Annotated in this window: 21 protein-coding genes; all 21 read left to right on the top strand. The window is 32.3% G+C overall.

All coding sequences use genetic code 11. The features are described 5' to 3' along the window. Positions 1-1,398 carry an oligosaccharide flippase family protein gene (locus PKK00_10010; protein ID HNW98729.1) on the top strand — a complete coding sequence of 466 codons (1,398 nt, stop codon included), beginning with the start codon at positions 1-3 and terminating at the stop codon, positions 1,396-1,398. After that, on the top strand, positions 1,398-2,684 hold the full coding sequence (locus tag PKK00_10005) for a glycosyltransferase (protein ID HNW98728.1): 1,287 nt from the start codon (positions 1,398-1,400) through the stop codon (positions 2,682-2,684). Before PKK00_10010 ends, PKK00_10005 begins: the two co-directional genes overlap by 1 nt. A gap of 54 nt (positions 2,685-2,738) precedes the next feature. Further along, positions 2,739-4,259, top strand: a complete 1,521-nt coding sequence (locus PKK00_10000; protein ID HNW98727.1) for an amino acid adenylation domain-containing protein — start codon at positions 2,739-2,741, stop codon at positions 4,257-4,259. A gap of 15 nt (positions 4,260-4,274) precedes the next feature. After that, entirely contained in the window at positions 4,275-4,499 is a 225-nt protein-coding gene (locus tag PKK00_09995; protein ID HNW98726.1) for a phosphopantetheine-binding protein, read from the top strand. Continuing rightward, a complete protein-coding gene (locus tag PKK00_09990) occupies positions 4,499-5,716 on the top strand; it encodes a fatty acid--CoA ligase family protein (GenBank protein HNW98725.1) in 1,218 nt (405 codons plus the stop codon). Before PKK00_09995 ends, PKK00_09990 begins: the two co-directional genes overlap by 1 nt. Next, positions 5,713-6,435: an SDR family oxidoreductase gene (locus tag PKK00_09985; protein HNW98724.1), complete on the top strand. Its 723-nt coding sequence runs from the start codon at positions 5,713-5,715 to the stop codon at positions 6,433-6,435. Before PKK00_09990 ends, PKK00_09985 begins: the two co-directional genes overlap by 4 nt. A 2-nt stretch (positions 6,436-6,437) precedes the next feature. Then, positions 6,438-7,217 carry a hypothetical protein gene (locus tag PKK00_09980; GenBank protein HNW98723.1) on the top strand — a complete coding sequence of 260 codons (780 nt, stop codon included), beginning with the start codon at positions 6,438-6,440 and terminating at the stop codon, positions 7,215-7,217. Continuing rightward, positions 7,207-7,446, top strand: coding sequence for an acyl carrier protein (locus PKK00_09975; GenBank protein ID HNW98722.1), 240 nt, complete (start codon positions 7,207-7,209; stop codon positions 7,444-7,446). Before PKK00_09980 ends, PKK00_09975 begins: the two co-directional genes overlap by 11 nt. After that, positions 7,436-8,500, top strand: coding sequence for a ketoacyl-ACP synthase III (locus tag PKK00_09970; protein HNW98721.1), 1,065 nt, complete (start codon positions 7,436-7,438; stop codon positions 8,498-8,500). Before PKK00_09975 ends, PKK00_09970 begins: the two co-directional genes overlap by 11 nt. 16 nt (positions 8,501-8,516) lie before the next feature. Next, the gene (locus PKK00_09965) at positions 8,517-8,738 is read left to right on the top strand and encodes an acyl carrier protein (GenBank protein ID HNW98720.1); all 222 of its coding nucleotides are present in this window, start codon (positions 8,517-8,519) and stop codon (positions 8,736-8,738) included. Beyond that, positions 8,738-9,487, top strand: coding sequence for an SDR family oxidoreductase (locus PKK00_09960; GenBank protein ID HNW98719.1), 750 nt, complete (start codon positions 8,738-8,740; stop codon positions 9,485-9,487). The genes PKK00_09965 and PKK00_09960 overlap by 1 nt, the downstream gene beginning before the upstream one ends. A 26-nt stretch (positions 9,488-9,513) precedes the next feature. Further along, positions 9,514-10,359, top strand: coding sequence for an AAC(3) family N-acetyltransferase (locus tag PKK00_09955; GenBank protein ID HNW98718.1), 846 nt, complete (start codon positions 9,514-9,516; stop codon positions 10,357-10,359). 9 nt (positions 10,360-10,368) lie between these two features. After that, the gene (locus PKK00_09950) at positions 10,369-11,100 is read left to right on the top strand and encodes a hypothetical protein (protein HNW98717.1); all 732 of its coding nucleotides are present in this window, start codon (positions 10,369-10,371) and stop codon (positions 11,098-11,100) included. After that, positions 11,097-11,732 carry an MBL fold metallo-hydrolase gene (locus PKK00_09945; protein ID HNW98716.1) on the top strand — a complete coding sequence of 212 codons (636 nt, stop codon included), beginning with the start codon at positions 11,097-11,099 and terminating at the stop codon, positions 11,730-11,732. The genes PKK00_09950 and PKK00_09945 overlap by 4 nt, the downstream gene beginning before the upstream one ends. 92 nt (positions 11,733-11,824) lie before the next feature. Further along, positions 11,825-12,949, top strand: a complete 1,125-nt coding sequence (gene rffA / locus PKK00_09940) for a dTDP-4-amino-4,6-dideoxygalactose transaminase (GenBank protein ID HNW98715.1) — start codon at positions 11,825-11,827, stop codon at positions 12,947-12,949. Between the two features lie 194 nt (positions 12,950-13,143). Beyond that, entirely contained in the window at positions 13,144-13,875 is a 732-nt protein-coding gene (locus PKK00_09935; GenBank protein HNW98714.1) for a class I SAM-dependent methyltransferase, read from the top strand. Between the two features lie 263 nt (positions 13,876-14,138). Beyond that, a complete protein-coding gene (locus tag PKK00_09930; protein HNW98713.1) occupies positions 14,139-14,672 on the top strand; it encodes an acyltransferase in 534 nt (177 codons plus the stop codon). Positions 14,673-14,686: 14 nt separating this feature from the next. Continuing rightward, positions 14,687-15,853, top strand: a complete 1,167-nt coding sequence (locus tag PKK00_09925; protein HNW98712.1) for an O-antigen ligase family protein — start codon at positions 14,687-14,689, stop codon at positions 15,851-15,853. Continuing rightward, positions 15,846-16,643 (top strand): glycosyltransferase family 2 protein, encoded by a 798-nt coding sequence (locus PKK00_09920; GenBank protein HNW98711.1) that lies wholly within the window; start codon positions 15,846-15,848, stop codon positions 16,641-16,643. Before PKK00_09925 ends, PKK00_09920 begins: the two co-directional genes overlap by 8 nt. A gap of 4 nt (positions 16,644-16,647) precedes the next feature. Next, positions 16,648-17,697 (top strand): glycosyltransferase family 1 protein, encoded by a 1,050-nt coding sequence (locus PKK00_09915; protein ID HNW98710.1) that lies wholly within the window; start codon positions 16,648-16,650, stop codon positions 17,695-17,697. Next, the gene (locus PKK00_09910) at positions 17,697-18,836 is read left to right on the top strand and encodes a glycosyltransferase (GenBank protein ID HNW98709.1); all 1,140 of its coding nucleotides are present in this window, start codon (positions 17,697-17,699) and stop codon (positions 18,834-18,836) included. Before PKK00_09915 ends, PKK00_09910 begins: the two co-directional genes overlap by 1 nt. Positions 18,837-18,862: the final 26 nt, after the last annotated feature.

Below are 18,862 nucleotides of genomic sequence, written 5' to 3'. Positions count from 1 at the left end.
GTGAATTTAAAGTATCAGCTTTCTATTCTTAAAAAATATTTAAAATCAATTTTTCCTGAATTTATAATTAATTATTTTACTCAAGGAAATGAAAGAAGTTTAAAAACTAAAAAGAATATTGCTGCATCAGTAATAATAAAAGGGTTAAATATAGCTATAAGCTTATTATTAGTTCCTCTTACCATAAATTATATAAATCCGACAAAATATGGTGTATGGCTAACATTAAGTTCTGTTATTGGATGGTTTGGTTTTTTTGATATTGGTTTTGGCAATGGATTGCGAAATCGATTTGCCGAAGCATTAGCAAAAGGAAAGCATGAATTGGCACGTATATATGTTAGTACTACATATGCTATCTTGAGTATAATTATTGGAGTTGTTTTAGTAATATTTATTTTCATTAATCCATTTCTAAATTGGGCAATAATAATAAATACGCCTTCTACTATGACAACTGAACTTTCGCTATTAGCTATGATTGTTTTTGTATTTTTTAGTGTGCAGTTTGTATTACAATTAATAACTACAATTATTACAGCAAACCAGCAACCAGCTAAATCTGCATTCTTATATTTATTAGGAAATATATTCTCGTTAATTGTGATATTTATTCTTACAAAATCAACGTCAGGAAATTTGCTATACCTAGGGATAGCATTAAGTTCAGCACCAGTATTAGTATTAGCATTGTCTAGCCTTTGGTTTTATGGACACAGTTATAAAAATTATGCTCCTTCTTTTAAATATGTAAGATTTAAATTTGCAAGAGATTTAATGAGCCTTGGGGTTAAATTTTTTGGTTTGCAAATTGCTGTAATTTTATTATATCAAACTAGTAATATTATTATTTCTCAGCTTTTTGGCCCCGAACAAGTAACTCCATATAATATAGCTTTTAAATATTTTAGTATTATTACAATGGTATATAGTATTATCCTTACACCATTTTGGAGTGCATTCACAGAAGCTTATACCAAGAAAGATTTAAACTGGATAAGACTTTCCATGAAAAAATTAAAATCTATATGGTTGCTTTTAATTGGAGCTATAATATTAATGATATTATTTTCTAATACATTTTATTTTCTTTGGGTAGGGAATACAGTTCATGTTCCTATGTCAATCACGATAGTAATGGCACTTTACGTTATGATAAATTTATGGAATGCCATATATAGTACTTTTTTAAATGGTGTTGGTCATATTAAATTTCAATTGGTTGCAGGATTGATAGGTGCTTTAGTAAATATACCTCTTTCAATATATTTGGGTAAAACAATAGGAATATCAGGTGTTATTCTATCAACAGCTATACTAGGGTTGCCAGGGTTTATTTTTTATCCTATGCAGTATCATAAAATAATACACTTCAAGGCGAAAGGAATTTGGAGCTAATGAATATTTTACATATCTCTTCTCCGGATTTTAAAGCATCCGGAATAATGACTGAAATTTTTCATCTTGAATTAAAGAAAAGAGGCTATAATTCAAAAGTGTTGCTATTGCATACTCATAAAGCTACAAATGATATTAATGCTGTTTATGTAGGCTGTTTTTCAAAATTATATTTGCGGGGAATTAATTTTTTTAAAAGAAAAATATATACTTTTTTTGCAAAGTTTAGCATTGTGAAAAATATTAAAGCTGATGCAAAGTATTGTTTTTTATACCTAAATCAATATAAAACACTTGTTAGAACTAAGCAAATTGTAAGAAAAATTTCAATTAAACCAGATGCAATTATTCTTTATTTTTTACAAGATTTTATTCATCCCAAAAATATTTATGAGCTCTATATAATTTACAAAGTACCTATTTTGTGGGTGTTTCCGGATATGAACCCTATGACTGGAGGTTGTCATTATAATTGGGGGTGCGAAGGTTATAAGTATGAATGCGGTAAATGCCCGGCTCTTAAATCTAATGATCCAAATGATATTACACATAAAAATTTTATTTTTAAACAAAGGTATTTCAAGTCGGTAAAATTTATAACTTTTTTTGGCGGGGATGAAATAAATTATAGCTCTATTTTTAAAAATATCACAAACAAAAAGCTTCAGGCTCCTATAAATCCTGATATTTTTAAGCCTAATAATAAAATTGAAGTAAGGGCAAAAATGGGACTTCCTACAGATAAAAAAATTATATTTTTTGGTGCTCAGTATATTAACGAGGAAAGAAAAGGAATTAAGCTTCTTATCCATGCATTGAATTTAATAAAAAAATATAAACCTCAGAATATTGAAGATGTTTTTTTAGTTCTTGCTGGACGATGTGATGATACATTATTAGAATCATTACCATTTCCATATAAATTTTTAGGGTTACTTGATGCAAATAGAGAGTTACCGGCTGCTTTTCAGGCAGCAAATGTTTTTGTAAGTCCTTCTATTCAAGATGCGGGGCCAATTATGGTAAATATGTCAATAATGTGTGGAACTCCTGTTGTCTCTTTTAATATAGGTGTGGCAAAGGATTTGGTAGTTGATGGGGAAACAGGTTACAGAGTAGAGTTGGGAGAATTAAATAAATTTGCTGAAGGGGTTCAGCGAATTTTGGATTTGAATTCTTCTGAATATATTAAAATGTCGAATAATTGCAGAGAACTTGGATTAAAATTATCTACAACAGAACGGCAGGTGGATGTTATTCTGGAAGCTATAAAAAATAATAATTAATAATGATAACAAATTTATTAAAAAAAAATAGTAATTGAATCTATCTTTTCCAGTATGAAGATTAACATCATTGAATATTTTATAGACACAGTTAATGTTGCTAATAATAAGATAGCAGTGATTGACGGCGATCGAAATGTTTCTTTTTCAGAACTTAATGCTAAAGCAAAAATAATTGCTTATGAAATTATTCGATTAAATAACTGTATCAACAAACCTATTGCGGTTTTCTTGCCCAAAAGCATTGAAAGCGTTGTTGCTGATATTGCGATCATTTATAGCGGAAATTGTTACATGAATCTGGATGTAAAGTATCCGCAGGCTCGGTTGAAAAATATTATCGAACAGGTCAGGCCTCAGTTCATTATTACCAGCTCGGCGTATTCGTCGGCTCTTGAAGCATTGGGTAGCCATGTACCGGTAATCAATATGGACCTGATCAATGTTGATATTAATTTCAATGAAGAAAAACTGCGATCAAATGTAAAACGGATCATAGATACAGATCCATTATGCATAATCAATACTTCGGGTTCTACAGGTACTCCCAAAGGAGTTGTGCTTAATCACAGGAGCTTCTTTGATTTCACGGAATGGGCTGTTGAAACCCTGGGCATCACCGACCATGAGATTGTTGGATCCCTGTCGCCTTCGATATTCGATATTTACAGTTTTGAATTGTGCATGCTGATGGCAAAAGGAAGCACTCTTGTTCTTATCCCGGAGCAAAACAGCGCATTTCCTGCCACGATTCTAGATATCATGCAGAAAAATGAAGTAAGTTTTATTTTCTGGGTGCCTACCATTATGGTGAACATTGCCAATATGGACCTGCTGAGCAAGATCGCACTGCCCAAACTGAAGACCGTTTGGTTTGCAGGAGAGGTTTTTCCCACCAAGCAATTTAATTACTGGAAGAAGAATTTACAAGGAACTAAATTTGTGAATCTATATGGTCCCATTGAGATCACCCTTGATTGCACGTATTATATTGTTGAAAGAGACCTGAAGGACGAAGAACCCATTCCGATAGGCTTTCCCTGTCGCAATACTGACATCCTGGTGCTGAAAGAAAATGACCAGCCCGCCGGGATCAACGAAGAAGGCGAATTGTGTGTGCGCGGAACGTCATTGGCCATGGGTTATTATAATAACCGTGAAAAAACAGAGGCTGCTTTTGTACAGAATCCACTGAATACTTCCTATCCTGAGATCATTTACCGTACTGGTGATATTGTCTTCATGAACGAACGGAGCGAACTCATCTTCAAAGGCAGAAAAGACAGCCTGATCAAGCATCTTGGTTACCGCATCGAGCTGGGCGAGATCGAACATGTTATCATTAATACCTTGAAACTGGTAGATAACGGATGCGTAGTATATAACACAACAAAAAAAGAAATCACGCTTATTTATGAATCAACCCAAGAAAAATCTATTGCCGAAATGAAGCGCGCTATTGCTCAGATGTTTCCAAAATATATGGTACCAACCGCATATCATAAGATGGAAAAATTGCCAAGAAATACAAATGGAAAAATCGACAGGCTGAAATTAAGCAGCGAGATCTGTTGACAAAAATAAAAACCTATGGAGTCGAAAATCTTAGAGATCATAAATTATATCAGAGAAGGAAAAGGCATGGATAAGCTGAATGAGTTGACACCTGCAGATAAACTCCGTGATGATTTTGGATTTACCTCATTTGATCTGGCCGAATTGACCGTACGCATTGAAGATGTTTTTGATGTAGATATTTTCGAAGACGGTCTGGTCTCTACCGTTGGCGAGATATTATTAAAACTAAAAAAATAATGACGTTGTTCTTGTCCGACATAGAAAAGGAGAAGAGCTATGAAGAGCTTATTCGTGATATAAATGAATCGAAAGGCTATTGTAGGGTCTTTAAATCTGGAGGATTGTACGATTTTTTCCTCAATTTTCTTGTAGGACTTGTTGCCGGAAAGCAATTGGTTCTGCTTGACTCAGACCTAAGCAAGGATGAGATCGGTAAATTAAACATCGATGGAATAAATGTCAGTGAAACATTGTTACAGAATGATTTCAAAGATTTTAATGCTGTAATTGACAAAATTCAGAATTCGGCATCTGAGATCATTATTTTTACTTCAGGAACCACCGGTCAGCCAAAACAGATACTGCATTCTGTATCATCGCTGGCCAGGGCTGTTCAGAAGAAACAAAATTTCACCAATACAGTCTGGGGTTTTGCACATAATCCTACCCACATGGCCGGGCTGCAGGTTTTTTTTCAGGCATTTATGAATAAACACCCCCTGATCAACCTGTTCAAGAAAGAAAGAACGGGTATTTACAATGCCATTTCAAAATACCAGATAACACATATTTCGGCAACTCCTACATTTTACAGGCTGTTGCTCCCTTTTGAAAGGTCTTATCCGTCTGTAATCCGCTTGACCTTTGGAGGCGAGAAGTCGGATAAAAAATTACATGAAAATATGCTTGGGATCTTTCCGAATGCCAAGATCAATAACATCTATGCTTCAACAGAAGGGGGGTCTTTATTGGTGTCCAAAGGAGAATATTTCCAAATTCCTGAGCATTTGAAAGAAAAGATCATTGTTGCAAATAATGAATTATGGATACATCAGTCCTTGCTGGGAAATTCGGCAGAGATAAATCTGGACCACGAATATTATCACACCAGCGATTTGGTGGAATGGGTCGATGAGACGACAGGGACCTTTAGGTTTCACGGCAGAAAGAATGAACTGATCAATATTGGAGGTTTTAAAGTTAATCCTGCAGAAGTGGAGGAAGCATTATCCGGGAAACCTGGCATAAAGCATGCGATCGTATACAGCAAGCCGAACTCTGTACTGGGAAATATCTTGTGTGCAGATGTTCAACTGTACAGCGGCATAAATATTTCCGAAATAGAAATTAGAAAATATCTATCAGAAAAATTACAAGACTATAAAGTACCGAGAAAAATCACTTTTGTTGAAAACATCAGTTTAACAAGAACCGGAAAAATAAAGCGATCATGAATGTACTCGTCACAGGCGCATCAAGAGGAGTGGGCATTGCTATCTGCAGGTCTTTGCTTGAGCAGGGTAATAAGGTATATGCCATCAGCAGGAGTTTTTCTTCCGAATTAAAAACGCTTGAGAAAAAATATCATGGCAAGCTCTTTTTTAAAAGTTATGATCTATCTGATACAGCAAATATTCACAAGGTTATATTCAAGGAATTCATCCCTAATACCATCGTAGTTCATGGGTTTGTGAACAACGCAGCAACAGCCTATGATGATATCATCACCAACCTAGACTTGTATCAATTGGAAATGATGTTCAGGGTGAATGTATATGCCCCAATGATGCTTACCAAATATGCCATACGCAATATGATATTCAATAAGACCAGGGGAAGTATCGTGCATATCTCATCGGTCAGCGTGCATACCGGTTACAAAGGACTTGCCATGTATGCTTCCAGTAAAGGCGCACTAGAGGCATTCTCGAAGAATACGGCAAGAGAATGGGGATCAAAAGGGATCAGGTCCAATGTGGTGGTTCCTGGTTTTATGGAAACTGCAATGAGTGCGACACTTACTACCGAACAAAAAGAAAAGATATACAACAGGACATCGTTAAAAATTCCCACAAACATTGATTCGGTTGCTCAAACTGTTTCATTCATGTTATCTGAAAAAGCAAGTTCAATTACAGGCCAAAATATTCATGTAGATAACGGAACGATCTGAAAATGGAAGGTGTAGTACAATTTAAAATATATAATATTAGCGACTTCAGGACTATTTTGAATGATTATAGAAAGCGAAAGATTATTTATAATAATTTTTATGATTATTCGGAGAATTCTGAGATAGAGGCTTATTGCGGTGATAATACTATTTTAATACGGAAACCAGACAATGATTTTTATCGTTGCTATATTACCTCGTCCGACCATCAGGAAACAGTCCGGGTTTTAAAGAAATTACGTTTTGAACATGCTATAAATATTCCATCAAAGAGTTCAATTGATAACTGGAATAAAATACTTGATGAAAGTGGATATACCTGTATAGGTATTTACGAAAGAATGTATTATAAAGATGTTAAAAAAAGGACAAGTCGTAGTACCCAATTTGCTGAACGTTCTCATTTAAATGATATATATAATTCATTATATTCTACTTTTAATAAAATTGTTGATCATTTGCCTACAATTGGAGATATAAAAAAAATGATCGATAATCAACAAATTGTAATTAGCCAGAATAATAGTGTGCAAAAAGGATTTCTGATTTTTACAATAAAGGATAAAAAGTGTTATCTTAATGCTTGGTTGGATAAATCAGGTGAAGGCTTGTTACTTTTATTGGATATTTTCAATATTATGATTTTGCGAGGAATAAATTATGCGTATTTTTGGGTGAATTCAGAAAACACAGAAGTGAAAAAAATTCACCATTTACTAGGTGCGAGATTCGATGGATTAAAAGATTATACTTTTATTAAAACAAAACAACATGAAGAATAAAATTATTGAAATATTAAAGGAATTACGACCTGAATTTGATTTTATGGAAAATTCAGATTTTATTGAACAAGGTATGTTAGACTCATTTGATATTGTAAACCTTGTAACCTCGCTCGATAAGCATTATGGTATTTCCATTGATGGTATGGATATTATACCTAAAAATTTTTCAAGTATTGCTGCGATTATATCATTATTGAAAAAAAACGGAGTAAGCAATGAATCTTAAATTCAGGAATAAAAAAATAGAAGGTATACTCACTATACTTCCAGCCAATGAAGTTAAATTTGAAGATGAGATGGGAAATTATAATTTCTCTGAGGCTAAATGTATGAAATTAAAATTGGCAATGGGATATAATAAACACAGAATAGCAAATGATGATGTATGTGTTTCCGATTTTGCTGTATTTGGTATGGAGTACCTGCTTGAAAAAGGGTTGTTAAAAAAGGAAGAGATCGATGCACTTATCCTGGTTACTCAGTCATCCGATTATATCATGCCGCCTACCAGCAATGTCATTCAGGGGCGGCTGAACCTTAAGCACGACATGATATGTATGGACATTAATCAGGGCTGTGCTGCATACGAGATTGGGCTAATTCAGGCATTTTTATTGCTTGAGCAGGATGCTATAAAAAAAGTAATATTGATTAATGCGGATATTCTAAGTAGAAAAGTTTCTAAACGCGACAGAAATAGCAATCCTCTTACCGGAGATGCTGCTTCAATTACAGTTGTTTCTAAAACAACAGATGAAAATACAATTTTTGGAAACATAAAAATGGATGGCACAAATGCTGATGTACTTATGATTCCTGCTGGCGGCTTTAGAATGCCATCAACTCCTGAAACTGCTTTAATGGAAGAAGATAAAAACGGGAATTTCAGGTCTAAAGATAATTTAGTTATGAAAGGCGATGATGTTTTTAATTTTGTTCAAACAGCTGTTCCTCCAATGATAAACGACCTACTTGAATACTCTGGCTGCCCGAAAGAAAATGTAGACTATTTTATGTTTCATCAGCCCAACAAATTCATGCTGCAAAAACTTGCCGATAAAATGGGTGTTCCCTATGAAAAGATGCCCAATAACATTGTTGAAAACTTTGGAAATGCCAGCGGAGTAACTGTGCCTACTGCAATCACTTTCAATTTAGGTGAAAGACTGCTTACGAAAAAATATAAAACCTGCCTTGCTGGTTTCGGTGTTGGTCTTACATGGAGTTCATTGCTCACCGATCTTGGTCCTCTTGATTTTTGTGAAATGATAGATTACTAATTTAACTTAATTGAATATGGAAGAATTTTTGAAAAAACTTGCAGATATACTGGAAGTTGAGAAAGTAGAAATGAATAATGTGCTTACCGATTTTGATGAATGGGATTCTCTTACCTCGTTATCAATCATTGCCACAATTGATGCAGATTTTAATGTAAATATATCTGCGGAGCAACTGGTATCTGTTTCTACTGTTGGCGATCTGATTAACCTGATAAATGAAAAAATAAAAAGATAATGTCACGGGATTTTATTCTGATTACAGGCGCTGCATCCGGGATCGGGCAAAAAATTGCTGTTCATCTTTCCCGGGATCATCGCTTGCTCTTGTGCGACAAGAATCGCGACGGACTGAATTCAACACTTGAGCTGTGCTCGGGTAATGCGGCACACCTGCTTTGGGAATTCGATCTTTCCAATGTTGCAGAGATAAGGGTTTCGATCGAGAAGATACTGAAGGATTCCTATTCCCATGTGGAAGCATTTGTTCATTCGGCCGGGATCATGAAAGTGATGCGCATGAAAGACGCCGATTACCAGAATGCGATGCAGATATTCAATGTGAACTTTTTCTCTGCAGCCGAGATTATTTCATCGCTGCTTAAGAAAAATATCAACCAGAACAGCCTGAAAAACATCATTTTTATTTCTGCGATTTTGGGAAAATTCGGGGCAAGAGGGCATAACCTGTATTCCTCCACCAAAGCAGCACTTGACGGTTTAATGAAATCTCTTGCTGTAGAATTGGCACCTGCAGTAAGGGTGAACAGTATTTTGCCGGGAGGTGTCAGAACCCCGATGGCTGAATATGCGCTGACCGATCCTGATATTGTAGAGAAAATCAAACAAGATTATCCTTTAGGGTTAGGCGAGACATCGGATATTGCCAACCTGGTCGAGTTCCTTCTTTCCGAAAAATCACGCTGGATCACAGGCCAGCAGATTATCATCGACGGCGGCAGGACAGCCAACATGTCGCAGAAATAAAATAGAAAAACTAATTTGTCTTCATCATGGAAGAAATAAAACTTTTTCAGACCATAAAGAATGAATGGGTCTCCAATCATGATATCCTGAAAGCCCTCGAACAATGCGATGCTCATCGATGCAAGATATTATATATCCATACAGGACTTTCCTTCGGGATACCGAATCCTGCTCTGCATAAAAATGATATCCTGCAGATTCTTTACCAGACCATACAAGAATTAAAAGTTCCGACCATCTGCGTTCCTACCTTTACTTTCAGTTTCTGCAATGGCATGGATTTCGACCTTAGAAAATCCAAATCAAAAATGGGTTCCCTGAATGAATTCATCCGTAAACAGCCTGAGGCCGTGCGATCTGTTGATCCGTTGATGTCGGTAGCCATGGTAGGCGAAGATAAAGATATTGCCACTGGTATAGGCCATGAGTCCATTGGAGAGAATTCCACGTTCTCCAAATTGCATTTCAGAAAAGACGTGCGTTTTCTTTTCCTTGGGGTGAGGCTGGGAGATTGTTTTACCTATATGCATTTTATCGAAAAATTCCTCAATGTGGATTATCGTTACGACATGGATTTTACAGGAAAGATCACCATCGATGATAAAACCTATACCGATACATTTAAGTTGTTCGTAAGGTTCCGCAATATACTTCCGGGCAAGGGAAGTTATGTGTATGAGGATATGCTGCTGGAAAATAAAATGGCAAAAAGAGCGCTCTGCGGAAACAGTTTTATTTCCAGCGTTGAAGAACCCCCTGCATTTGAACTTTACAAAAAGCTCATCGAAAAAGATCCGAATTATTTCATCGACCCGAAATCCGTTTTTGATCAGGATAAAACATTTGAAGTAAAAGATATGGTGGCATTATAAAAAAATACTATGGAAGCAATAAGGAATTATACGGATTCAACAGTCTATGGAAAAAATTTTCTTGATATCCGAGACTTCAACTGTAATGAGAATTTTGAGGAGTTTGAAAAGGAATATGTAAAGAAATACGAACCCTTTTATGTTGCCGCAAAACTGCCTATTGAAAATATTAGCGATATCCATTGCCTGGAGAGATACGGATTCCGGTTTATCGAAACACAGATCCGCGAAACATTGAAGCTGAAGGATTCTTTCAGCCCCTTTGCTTTCTTTCCTTATGATATGAAATTGGTCAGCACCGAAGCAGAGCTCAATGCCGTTCTCGATATAGCTGGCAGCACATTCAGGCATGACAGGTTTTCTGTAGATCCGCTTGTTCCCCAGAATTTTTCGGGCGACCGGTACAAGTCATTGGTCAAGCAATCATTTAAACTTGATAATGAATACCTTTACAAGCTAATTAATACCCAAACAAAAGAGATACTGGGATTTAAAACCCATAAAATAATTTCGGAGAATGAAGCCCTGATGTACCTTGGAGGAATTGCAGAAAAATATAAAAGATCGCCTCTTCCCGCTATCAGCGGCTATCTCGAGCTGAACAAATTATTCGAAAAAGGTGTTCGGAAAATAACAACGCATATATCTGGAAGCAACTACGGTGTCCTTAATCTAGAAGTAAAGGAATTTGGCTATAAAGTTTCACAGGCATTTGTTGTACTTAGAAAAATTTATCAATGATTGAGGTTTTAACTTTTTTTTCACCCGAATATAATTCAAATACATATATCCTTGTAAAAAAAGATTCGGGTCGGGCTGTAATAATTGATCCCACTCTTTCAAGCATAACAAATATTCTGGCTTATTTAAAAAAAAAATTACTACAGGTTGATTATATCATTCCCACCCATGGTCATTTTGATCACATTGAAGGTGTCGACGAATTACGCAGGCACTATAAAACAGATGTGATTGCAAATAAGGAATGTGCACTGTCTTTTCAGAATCCCAAAAAAAATTATTCCACTTACTTTGAGAATAAAAATATAGTTATTTCTCCACCGTCGGTGATTATTGATAATGATGAACATCAGTTAAACTGGAAAGGAGATATTCTTCATATCATAAGAACACCAGGGCATTCTCCATGTAGTATCTGCATATATACCGAATATTTTTTATTTTCTGGCGATACCATTTTGATAGAATATAGCCCATTCAATAAATTTCCCGATAGTAATGCTGTTTTGCTAAAAGAAAGTATTAAGAAAATCTTCACGATGTTCTCAGGAGATTTATTAGTTTATCCAGGACATGGGCTCCCCTTTAAACTAGGAACAATTTCTTCAAAGTTTGAATTTCTTATTTCATAGGAATAAAATATTCAGAAAGAATATTTTATACTTTAATGGAGTAGCAATAAAATACCTATAGGTTAGATTTAGTTTGCAATAAAATTTAAAAAATGATTCCTTTCAATAAACCCTATTTAACAGGTAAAGAAACAGAATATATTAAAAAATCGGTTCTCTCGGGTAAAATCTCAGGTGATGGGATTTATACTAAAAAATGCAATCTGTTTTTTGAAGAAAAGTATAAATTTAAAAAAGTATTGCTTACTACTTCATGCACCGATGCTCTTGAAATGTGTGCTATTCTTTCCAATATTCAACCCGGTGATGAAGTTATAATTCCATCTTACACTTTTGTTTCTACAGCAAATGCTTTTGTATTAAGAGGAGCTAAGATTGTATTTGCTGATAGCCGAAAAGAAAACCCGAATATTGATGAAACCCAAATAGAACAATTAATTACTAAAAATACTAAAGCTATTGTAGTAGTTCATTATGCAGGAATCGCTTGCAATATGGATACTATAATGGCTATTGCAAATAAATATAATTTAATAGTTATTGAAGATGCTGCACAGGCAATTGATTCATTTTATAATGGAAGAGCGTTAGGTTCAATAGGTCATTTGGCTGCTTTTTCTTTTCATGAAACTAAAAATGTAATATCTGGTGAAGGGGGAATGATTGCTATCAATGATGAACGATTTATAAAAAGAGCTGAAATTATTCGTGAGAAAGGCACCAACCGTTCTGCGTTTTTCCGCGGTGAAGTAGATAAATATGGTTGGGTCGATATTGGTTCTTCTTTTTTGCCTTCTGATATTATTGCTGCATTTTTATATGCTCAACTGGAGAATATTATAGATATTCAAAATAAAAGAAAAAAAATATGGGATACTTATTATCAAAATTTAATTCCATTAGCAAATAAAGGTTTTATTAAGCTTCCTTTTATACCTGATTTTGCTACAAATAATGCACATATGTTTTATTTGGTATGCAGAAATATTGAGGAGAGAACTGGTTTGATACATAAACTAAAAGAAGAAAATATTAATGCGGTATTTCATTATTTATCCCTCCATAAATCTCCCTATTATAAGGACAAACATGATGGTCGCAACTTGAATTTCACCGATATGTATACTGATTGTCTGGTGAGATTACCTTTATTTTATGAATTAGATAATATAAACGTGAAGAGAATTTGTAAAGTAATAAATGATTTTTATTTATAGTATTTTAAATATATGCATGACATTTTCTATAAGATAATCGCTTAAGGAATTTAAAAAAATAAATATATGAAACCTTTTTTAAAGTTGGGAAAATTATATTATCCTCCATAAATCATTATTAAAGATAAATAGTCGTTAATTTTCGAAAAAGTAGACAACATCATTTAAATTTAATTTTTTTAAAACAATTATCAATGCGCAAAGATACTTTAATGGATTATATTAACCTTAATGACATGACAGGTTATATGCATTACCATGCACCTCGATACAAAGTTCTGCACAAATTAATCCATGATTATAATTTTGATAAAGCAAAAATACTTGATATCGGAAATTCCAAATTTTCAGAAATGTTGTCTGAGTTGATTAATTGTCAAGTGGATGAACTTGGTTTTAACAAAGATTCTAACCGGTCATTTGGAAAAACGATTCAGTTTGATCTTAATGAAGCTCAAAATAGAGAACTTTGGCGAAAAGATATTGGGTTGTATGATATAATAGTATTTGCCGAAGTATTAGAGCATTTATATACTTCTCCATGTTTGGTGCTTAAATTTCTTTATTCCTTGTTAAATAAAAACGGAAAACTCATCATCCAAACTCCAAATGCAGCAGCCATTCATAAAAGACTTAAACTTCTTTGGGGTATAAATCCATATATGCTAATTAGAGAAAACAATAGTGATCCAGGTCATTATAGGGAATACACAAAAAGGGAGCTAATAAATTATGCGATAGAAAGCGGATTTGAAATTGAAGGTTTTTCTTTTTGTAACTATTTCGATTATAAATATACAAATCATCAATCAGATATTATTAATAAAGCAAAACATATGGGTATAATTAACTTTATGTTTTCAATTTGTCCACCTGATTTTAAACCAGGTATGACATTGATACTTAATAAACGAAATGATTCCTAACAGTCTTTTGCTTTCAGTGATAGGTTAGTGCTTCCTTAAATAATAGCCTAAGTAAATATCAACGAAAAACCATCAACTTGTTGATTGCAATTGAGGATTTCGAATAAAATGGAAAGTTAATGAATAAATATATTAGTTATAATAAAATAAGTTCAAAAAGATAAGAGAAATTTAAAATAAATATCATGAAAATAAAAATTAAAAATTTTATTAAATTTTTTATTTTTTTTAAATTCATAACGATTACCTACAATTTTATTATTTTGAAAATTGCCAGAATAAAGATGGCTAATTTCCCTACAATATATGGTAGCATTTATATAAGGAATCGTGGAAAAATATTAATTGGAAAAAATGTCACGATTAGCAGTGGAAAAAATTATAATATAATTGGTGGCGACACTCGCACCTCTATTTTGGTTAATAAAAATTCCAATTTGTCGCTTGGAGATAATGTGGGAATTTCAAATTCAACAATTCTTTGTTATAATTCCATAACAATTGAAAATAATGTTCTGGTGGGCGGAAGTTGTAAAATATATGATACGGATTTTCATTCCATCGATCCAATCCAAAGAATGAATCCTTATGTAAACAATATTCCTGATAACAATATTAAGTCTTTTCCGGTAGTAATAAAATCTGGAGCATGGATCGGCGGACATTGCATTATTTTGAAAGGAGTGACCATTGGCGAAAATTCTATAATTGGAGCAGGGAGTGTTGTTAATAAGAATATTCCTGCTAATGAAATCTGGGGTGGAGCTCCTGCCAAATTTTTAAAGAAAGTTCAATGATTCCTTTACGTTTCTTGAAAATATTTGAATATATCCTTGCTGTAATATTTGTATATGCTAATGGCTCATGGGCTATTTTTGAAAATAAATATTTTGTATGGGGTATAATGTTTATTTGCTTATTCATTTATCTTTTTTTACTTTTATGGAATAGTTCATTTAAAATACAAATTCCAAATATATTTGTTCTTTTTTTAGCAGGTTTTCCAATTTTAAGCTCTATTATAAACTTTCAGAATAATATAAATTATTTAAATGTTCTTAATCTTACGCTTACCTATATAATTCTCTCTCTCTTCTCTAATGATAACTTAATATCAATTTTAGATAAATATGCCAGAGTTATTTTCATCCTTTCGATTGTAGCTATAGTGTTTGGTTCCATATCCCTGATTGATTATTCAATTATTACAAGATTTCCTGTGAGATACGCTGTCGGTTTTGGTGGCGAATTGGATCGGAAGGGTTATTATAATATATTCATATATACGGACAGATTTATCAATGATTTTAGGGTTCAAAGCATTTTCTGGGAACCTGGTGCATGGGCTTTTAATCTGGGCTTTAGTTTTTATTGGTTGATTTTTAAAATGAAGGAGTATAAGAAACTTCCATTCTATATATTATCATTTCTTTTAGCTTTTTCAACATCAGGTTTTTTATTATTATTGCTCGGATGTTTAATAATATTTTTTTTTAATGATAATAATATTAGGAATAGAGTATTTATGTGGTTAATAGTTTCGTTAGTTGGAGTTATTAGCCTTATTAATTTTGCAGAGAGTAAATACGGTATACCCATAAGTTCATATATTAAAGAGCAGGCTATTGAAAAGCTTTCAAAAAAAAGTGATAATAATTTGTCGTTGGAATCTAGATTGTCAAGCACAGATAAAGCATTTAAAATTGCATCAAAGAATATAGTTTTTGGTATAGGCAAAATTAATGATAGTTTGTTTGTTACTTCAACGATTGCCGAAATAGTTTATCAATTAGGTTTTTTCTATTTATTATACTTTATATTTTTGTTTAAAAAAGCATTTGATTCATTGCCTTTCATTGCTTCGTGGTTATTTATTTTAATCATGTTAAATGGTGAAGCATATGGAGGTTATATTTTAACTTCGTTATTATTAGTATATGGAGCAAATACCATAAGAATTAAGTTTAAGTATGCATAATAATATATTGGTATCAATTATTACAATTATATATAATGGCGAAGATCATATACAGGAGTGCGTTGATAGTGTTAGATCGCAGACCTATAAAAATATTGAATACATTGTTGTAGATGGTGGTTCAACTGATTCGAGTCTTGATATTATAAAAAAAAATTTAGACATAATTACAGCATGGAAATCTGAAAAAGATAATGGAATAAGTGATGCATTTAATAAAGGAATAAAGCAGGCAAAAGGTGATATAATTGGAATATTAAATTGTGATGACAAATACTATCCGGAAACTATAGAAAGCGTAGTTAATGCATATCAAGAAAATGGATTTAGTGAAGCTGTTTTTTATGGAGATATCACTTATTTTAATAATAAAAATGAATATTCCCTCATTCCTGAGATTTCTAAAATTTGGAAATATATGTCAATATTTCATCCGGCTACTTTCGTTTCAAAATCGTTATATAATAAGTTTGGGGTATACTCTTTAGAATATAAATATGCAATGGATTCGGAACTTATTCATCGATTATTATTTAACCATTGTAATTTTATATATATCCCTAAAACGTTAACAAAATTTAGACTAGAAGGGAAAAGTGATATAAATTATATCAATAGCTATAAGGAGTTTTTTAAGTCAGTTAAAGGATACAATGGAAATGAATTTGGAAAGCTTTATATGTATTATGGTTTGTTGAAAAAAAGATTATTACATTCATCATTAGGAACGTTTATTAATAATAATCGAAGGAAATTGCCATTTCTTTATTCGGGCAAATTGAAAAAATAATAATTTGAAAAGAACTGTATATATTAATGCTCGTTTTTTAACACAAAGAATTTCAGGGGTACAACGCTTTGCTTATGAAATTTCTCAGTCTATTCTTAACTTAGATATAAATTTAATATTTTTAGCTCCCCAAAAAGATTCTTTATATCAATTACTACCAGAAAATGCAGAACTCATTCGTTTTGGTAAATATTCAGGCCATATATGGGAACAATTTGAATTACCTAATTTTTTAAAAAAAAAAGCTAACCCACTTTTAATTAACTTGTGTAATACGGCGCCAATAATTTATAATAACAAAATAAGCACTGTTCATGATATTGCATTTATCCGTTTTAAGGAATCATTTTCTTTTAAATTTAGAATATTTTATAAATTTTTAATTCCACGATTATTAAATTCATCAAAAGCTATTATAACAGTAAGTGAATTTTCAAAAGGAGAAATATCATCCTATTATGGAATTAATAAAAATAAAATCATAGTAGTACCTAATGCTGTGTCTTCAAATTTAAATATAACAGAAAATAAAAAAAACAAGAAAAGATATCTACTTACAGTTTCTTCAATTGACCCTAGGAAAAATTTAAAAAGATTAATAGAAGCATTTAATAACATTAATGATGATTCAATAGAATTACTTATTATAGGATCACAGAATTCAAATTTTAAAAAAAATTATGAATTAGTTAATGAAAACAACATTAAATTTTTAGGTTATGTATCAGATGATGAATTAGCATTTTATTATGAAGGTGCAATAGCATTTATTTATCCATCTATTTATGAGGGGTTCGGGATACCTCCTTTGGAAGCAATGCGTTTTTCTTGCCCTGTATTAGTGTCAGATATTCCTGTTTTAAGAGAAGTTTGTAATTCAGCAGCAATGTATTTCGATCCTTATAATATAGAGAGTATTTCAAATGCGATAAGAGATATAGTTGCCAATGAAAATCAAAGAATAAATTTGATAAAACTGGGAACTGAAAATGTAAAAAGGTTTAATTGGGATAAATCAGCAAAAAAACTATTAAATATAATAAACAATTTGTAATGAAAATAGCATTAATTCATGATGGAATAATATGCAGGGGAGGAGCAGAAAGAGTATTTTTATATTTTATTCAGGCATTTCCTGAAGCTGATATTTTTTCTTCTGTATATTACCCAGAAGCTACATTTCCTGAATTTAGGAATTATAAAATTCATACTTCATGGTATAACAAAATAACCAAGAATGAATTTTCGTATAAAAAACTTTTTTTCCCTTTTGGTGTATGGGCAGCAAAATCAATAGATTTAAAAAAATATGATGTAGTTTTGCAATCAACTACAACTGGTGCAAAATATGCAAAGTATGGAAAAAAAACTATTGTGATTTCGTATTGTCATCAACCATTTCGCTTATTATGGTATCCAAACTCATATACTCAATATAAGAATGCAGGAAAACTAAAAAAAATAATTTTTGATTTGTTACGTTGGTATTATAAAAAAATTGATTATAAATCAGCACAAAGAGTAGATATTTTTATAGCAAATAGTAAATCTACTATAAGTGCTATTAAAAAATCATATAATAGAGAATCTGATTTTTTAATAAATCCCCCTATTAAAGAGAATAAATATACTGGTGAAGCAAAAGATGAAAACTATTATTTGATTGTTTCCCGAATGGAGCCATATAAAAAAGTAGATATTGCTATTGAAGCATTTAACCAATTAAATTATAAATTAATTATTGTTGGTTCGGGTACTCAAAAACAATATTTACAATCAATAGCAAAAAACAATATAATCTTTAAAGATGGCGTAAATGACGAAGAATTAGAGAAACTTTATACAAATTGTAAAGCATTGATTTTTCCTCAACTGGAAGATTATGGCATAACTCCACTTGAGGCAAATGCTGCCGGAAGACCTGTAATTGCTTATGGTAAGGGAGGTGTTTTGGAAACACAAATTGCATATAATGGTGCTAATATAGATGAATCAACAGCTTTGTATTTTGAAAAACAAGATCCTGATGATATTATTGATGCTGTCATGAAATTTGAAAAAATAAAATTCAATAAAGATTTTATTATTGAACATTCTAAAAAGTTTAATAACCTTTCTTTTGTTAATCAAATTCAAAAAGTAGTTATTAAATCAGTTGAATCCAAAAGTATCACATTTATTGATCGTAAATAAAAATTATTTCAGAAACTGTTTAAAAT

The organism is Bacteroidales bacterium (assembly GCA_035353855.1).
Taxonomy (GTDB): Bacteria; Bacteroidota; Bacteroidia; order Bacteroidales; family CG2-30-32-10; genus DAOQAK01.
The sequence above is the reverse complement of the archived record's forward strand: the minus strand, read 5'-3'. Positions and strand labels throughout refer to the sequence as shown.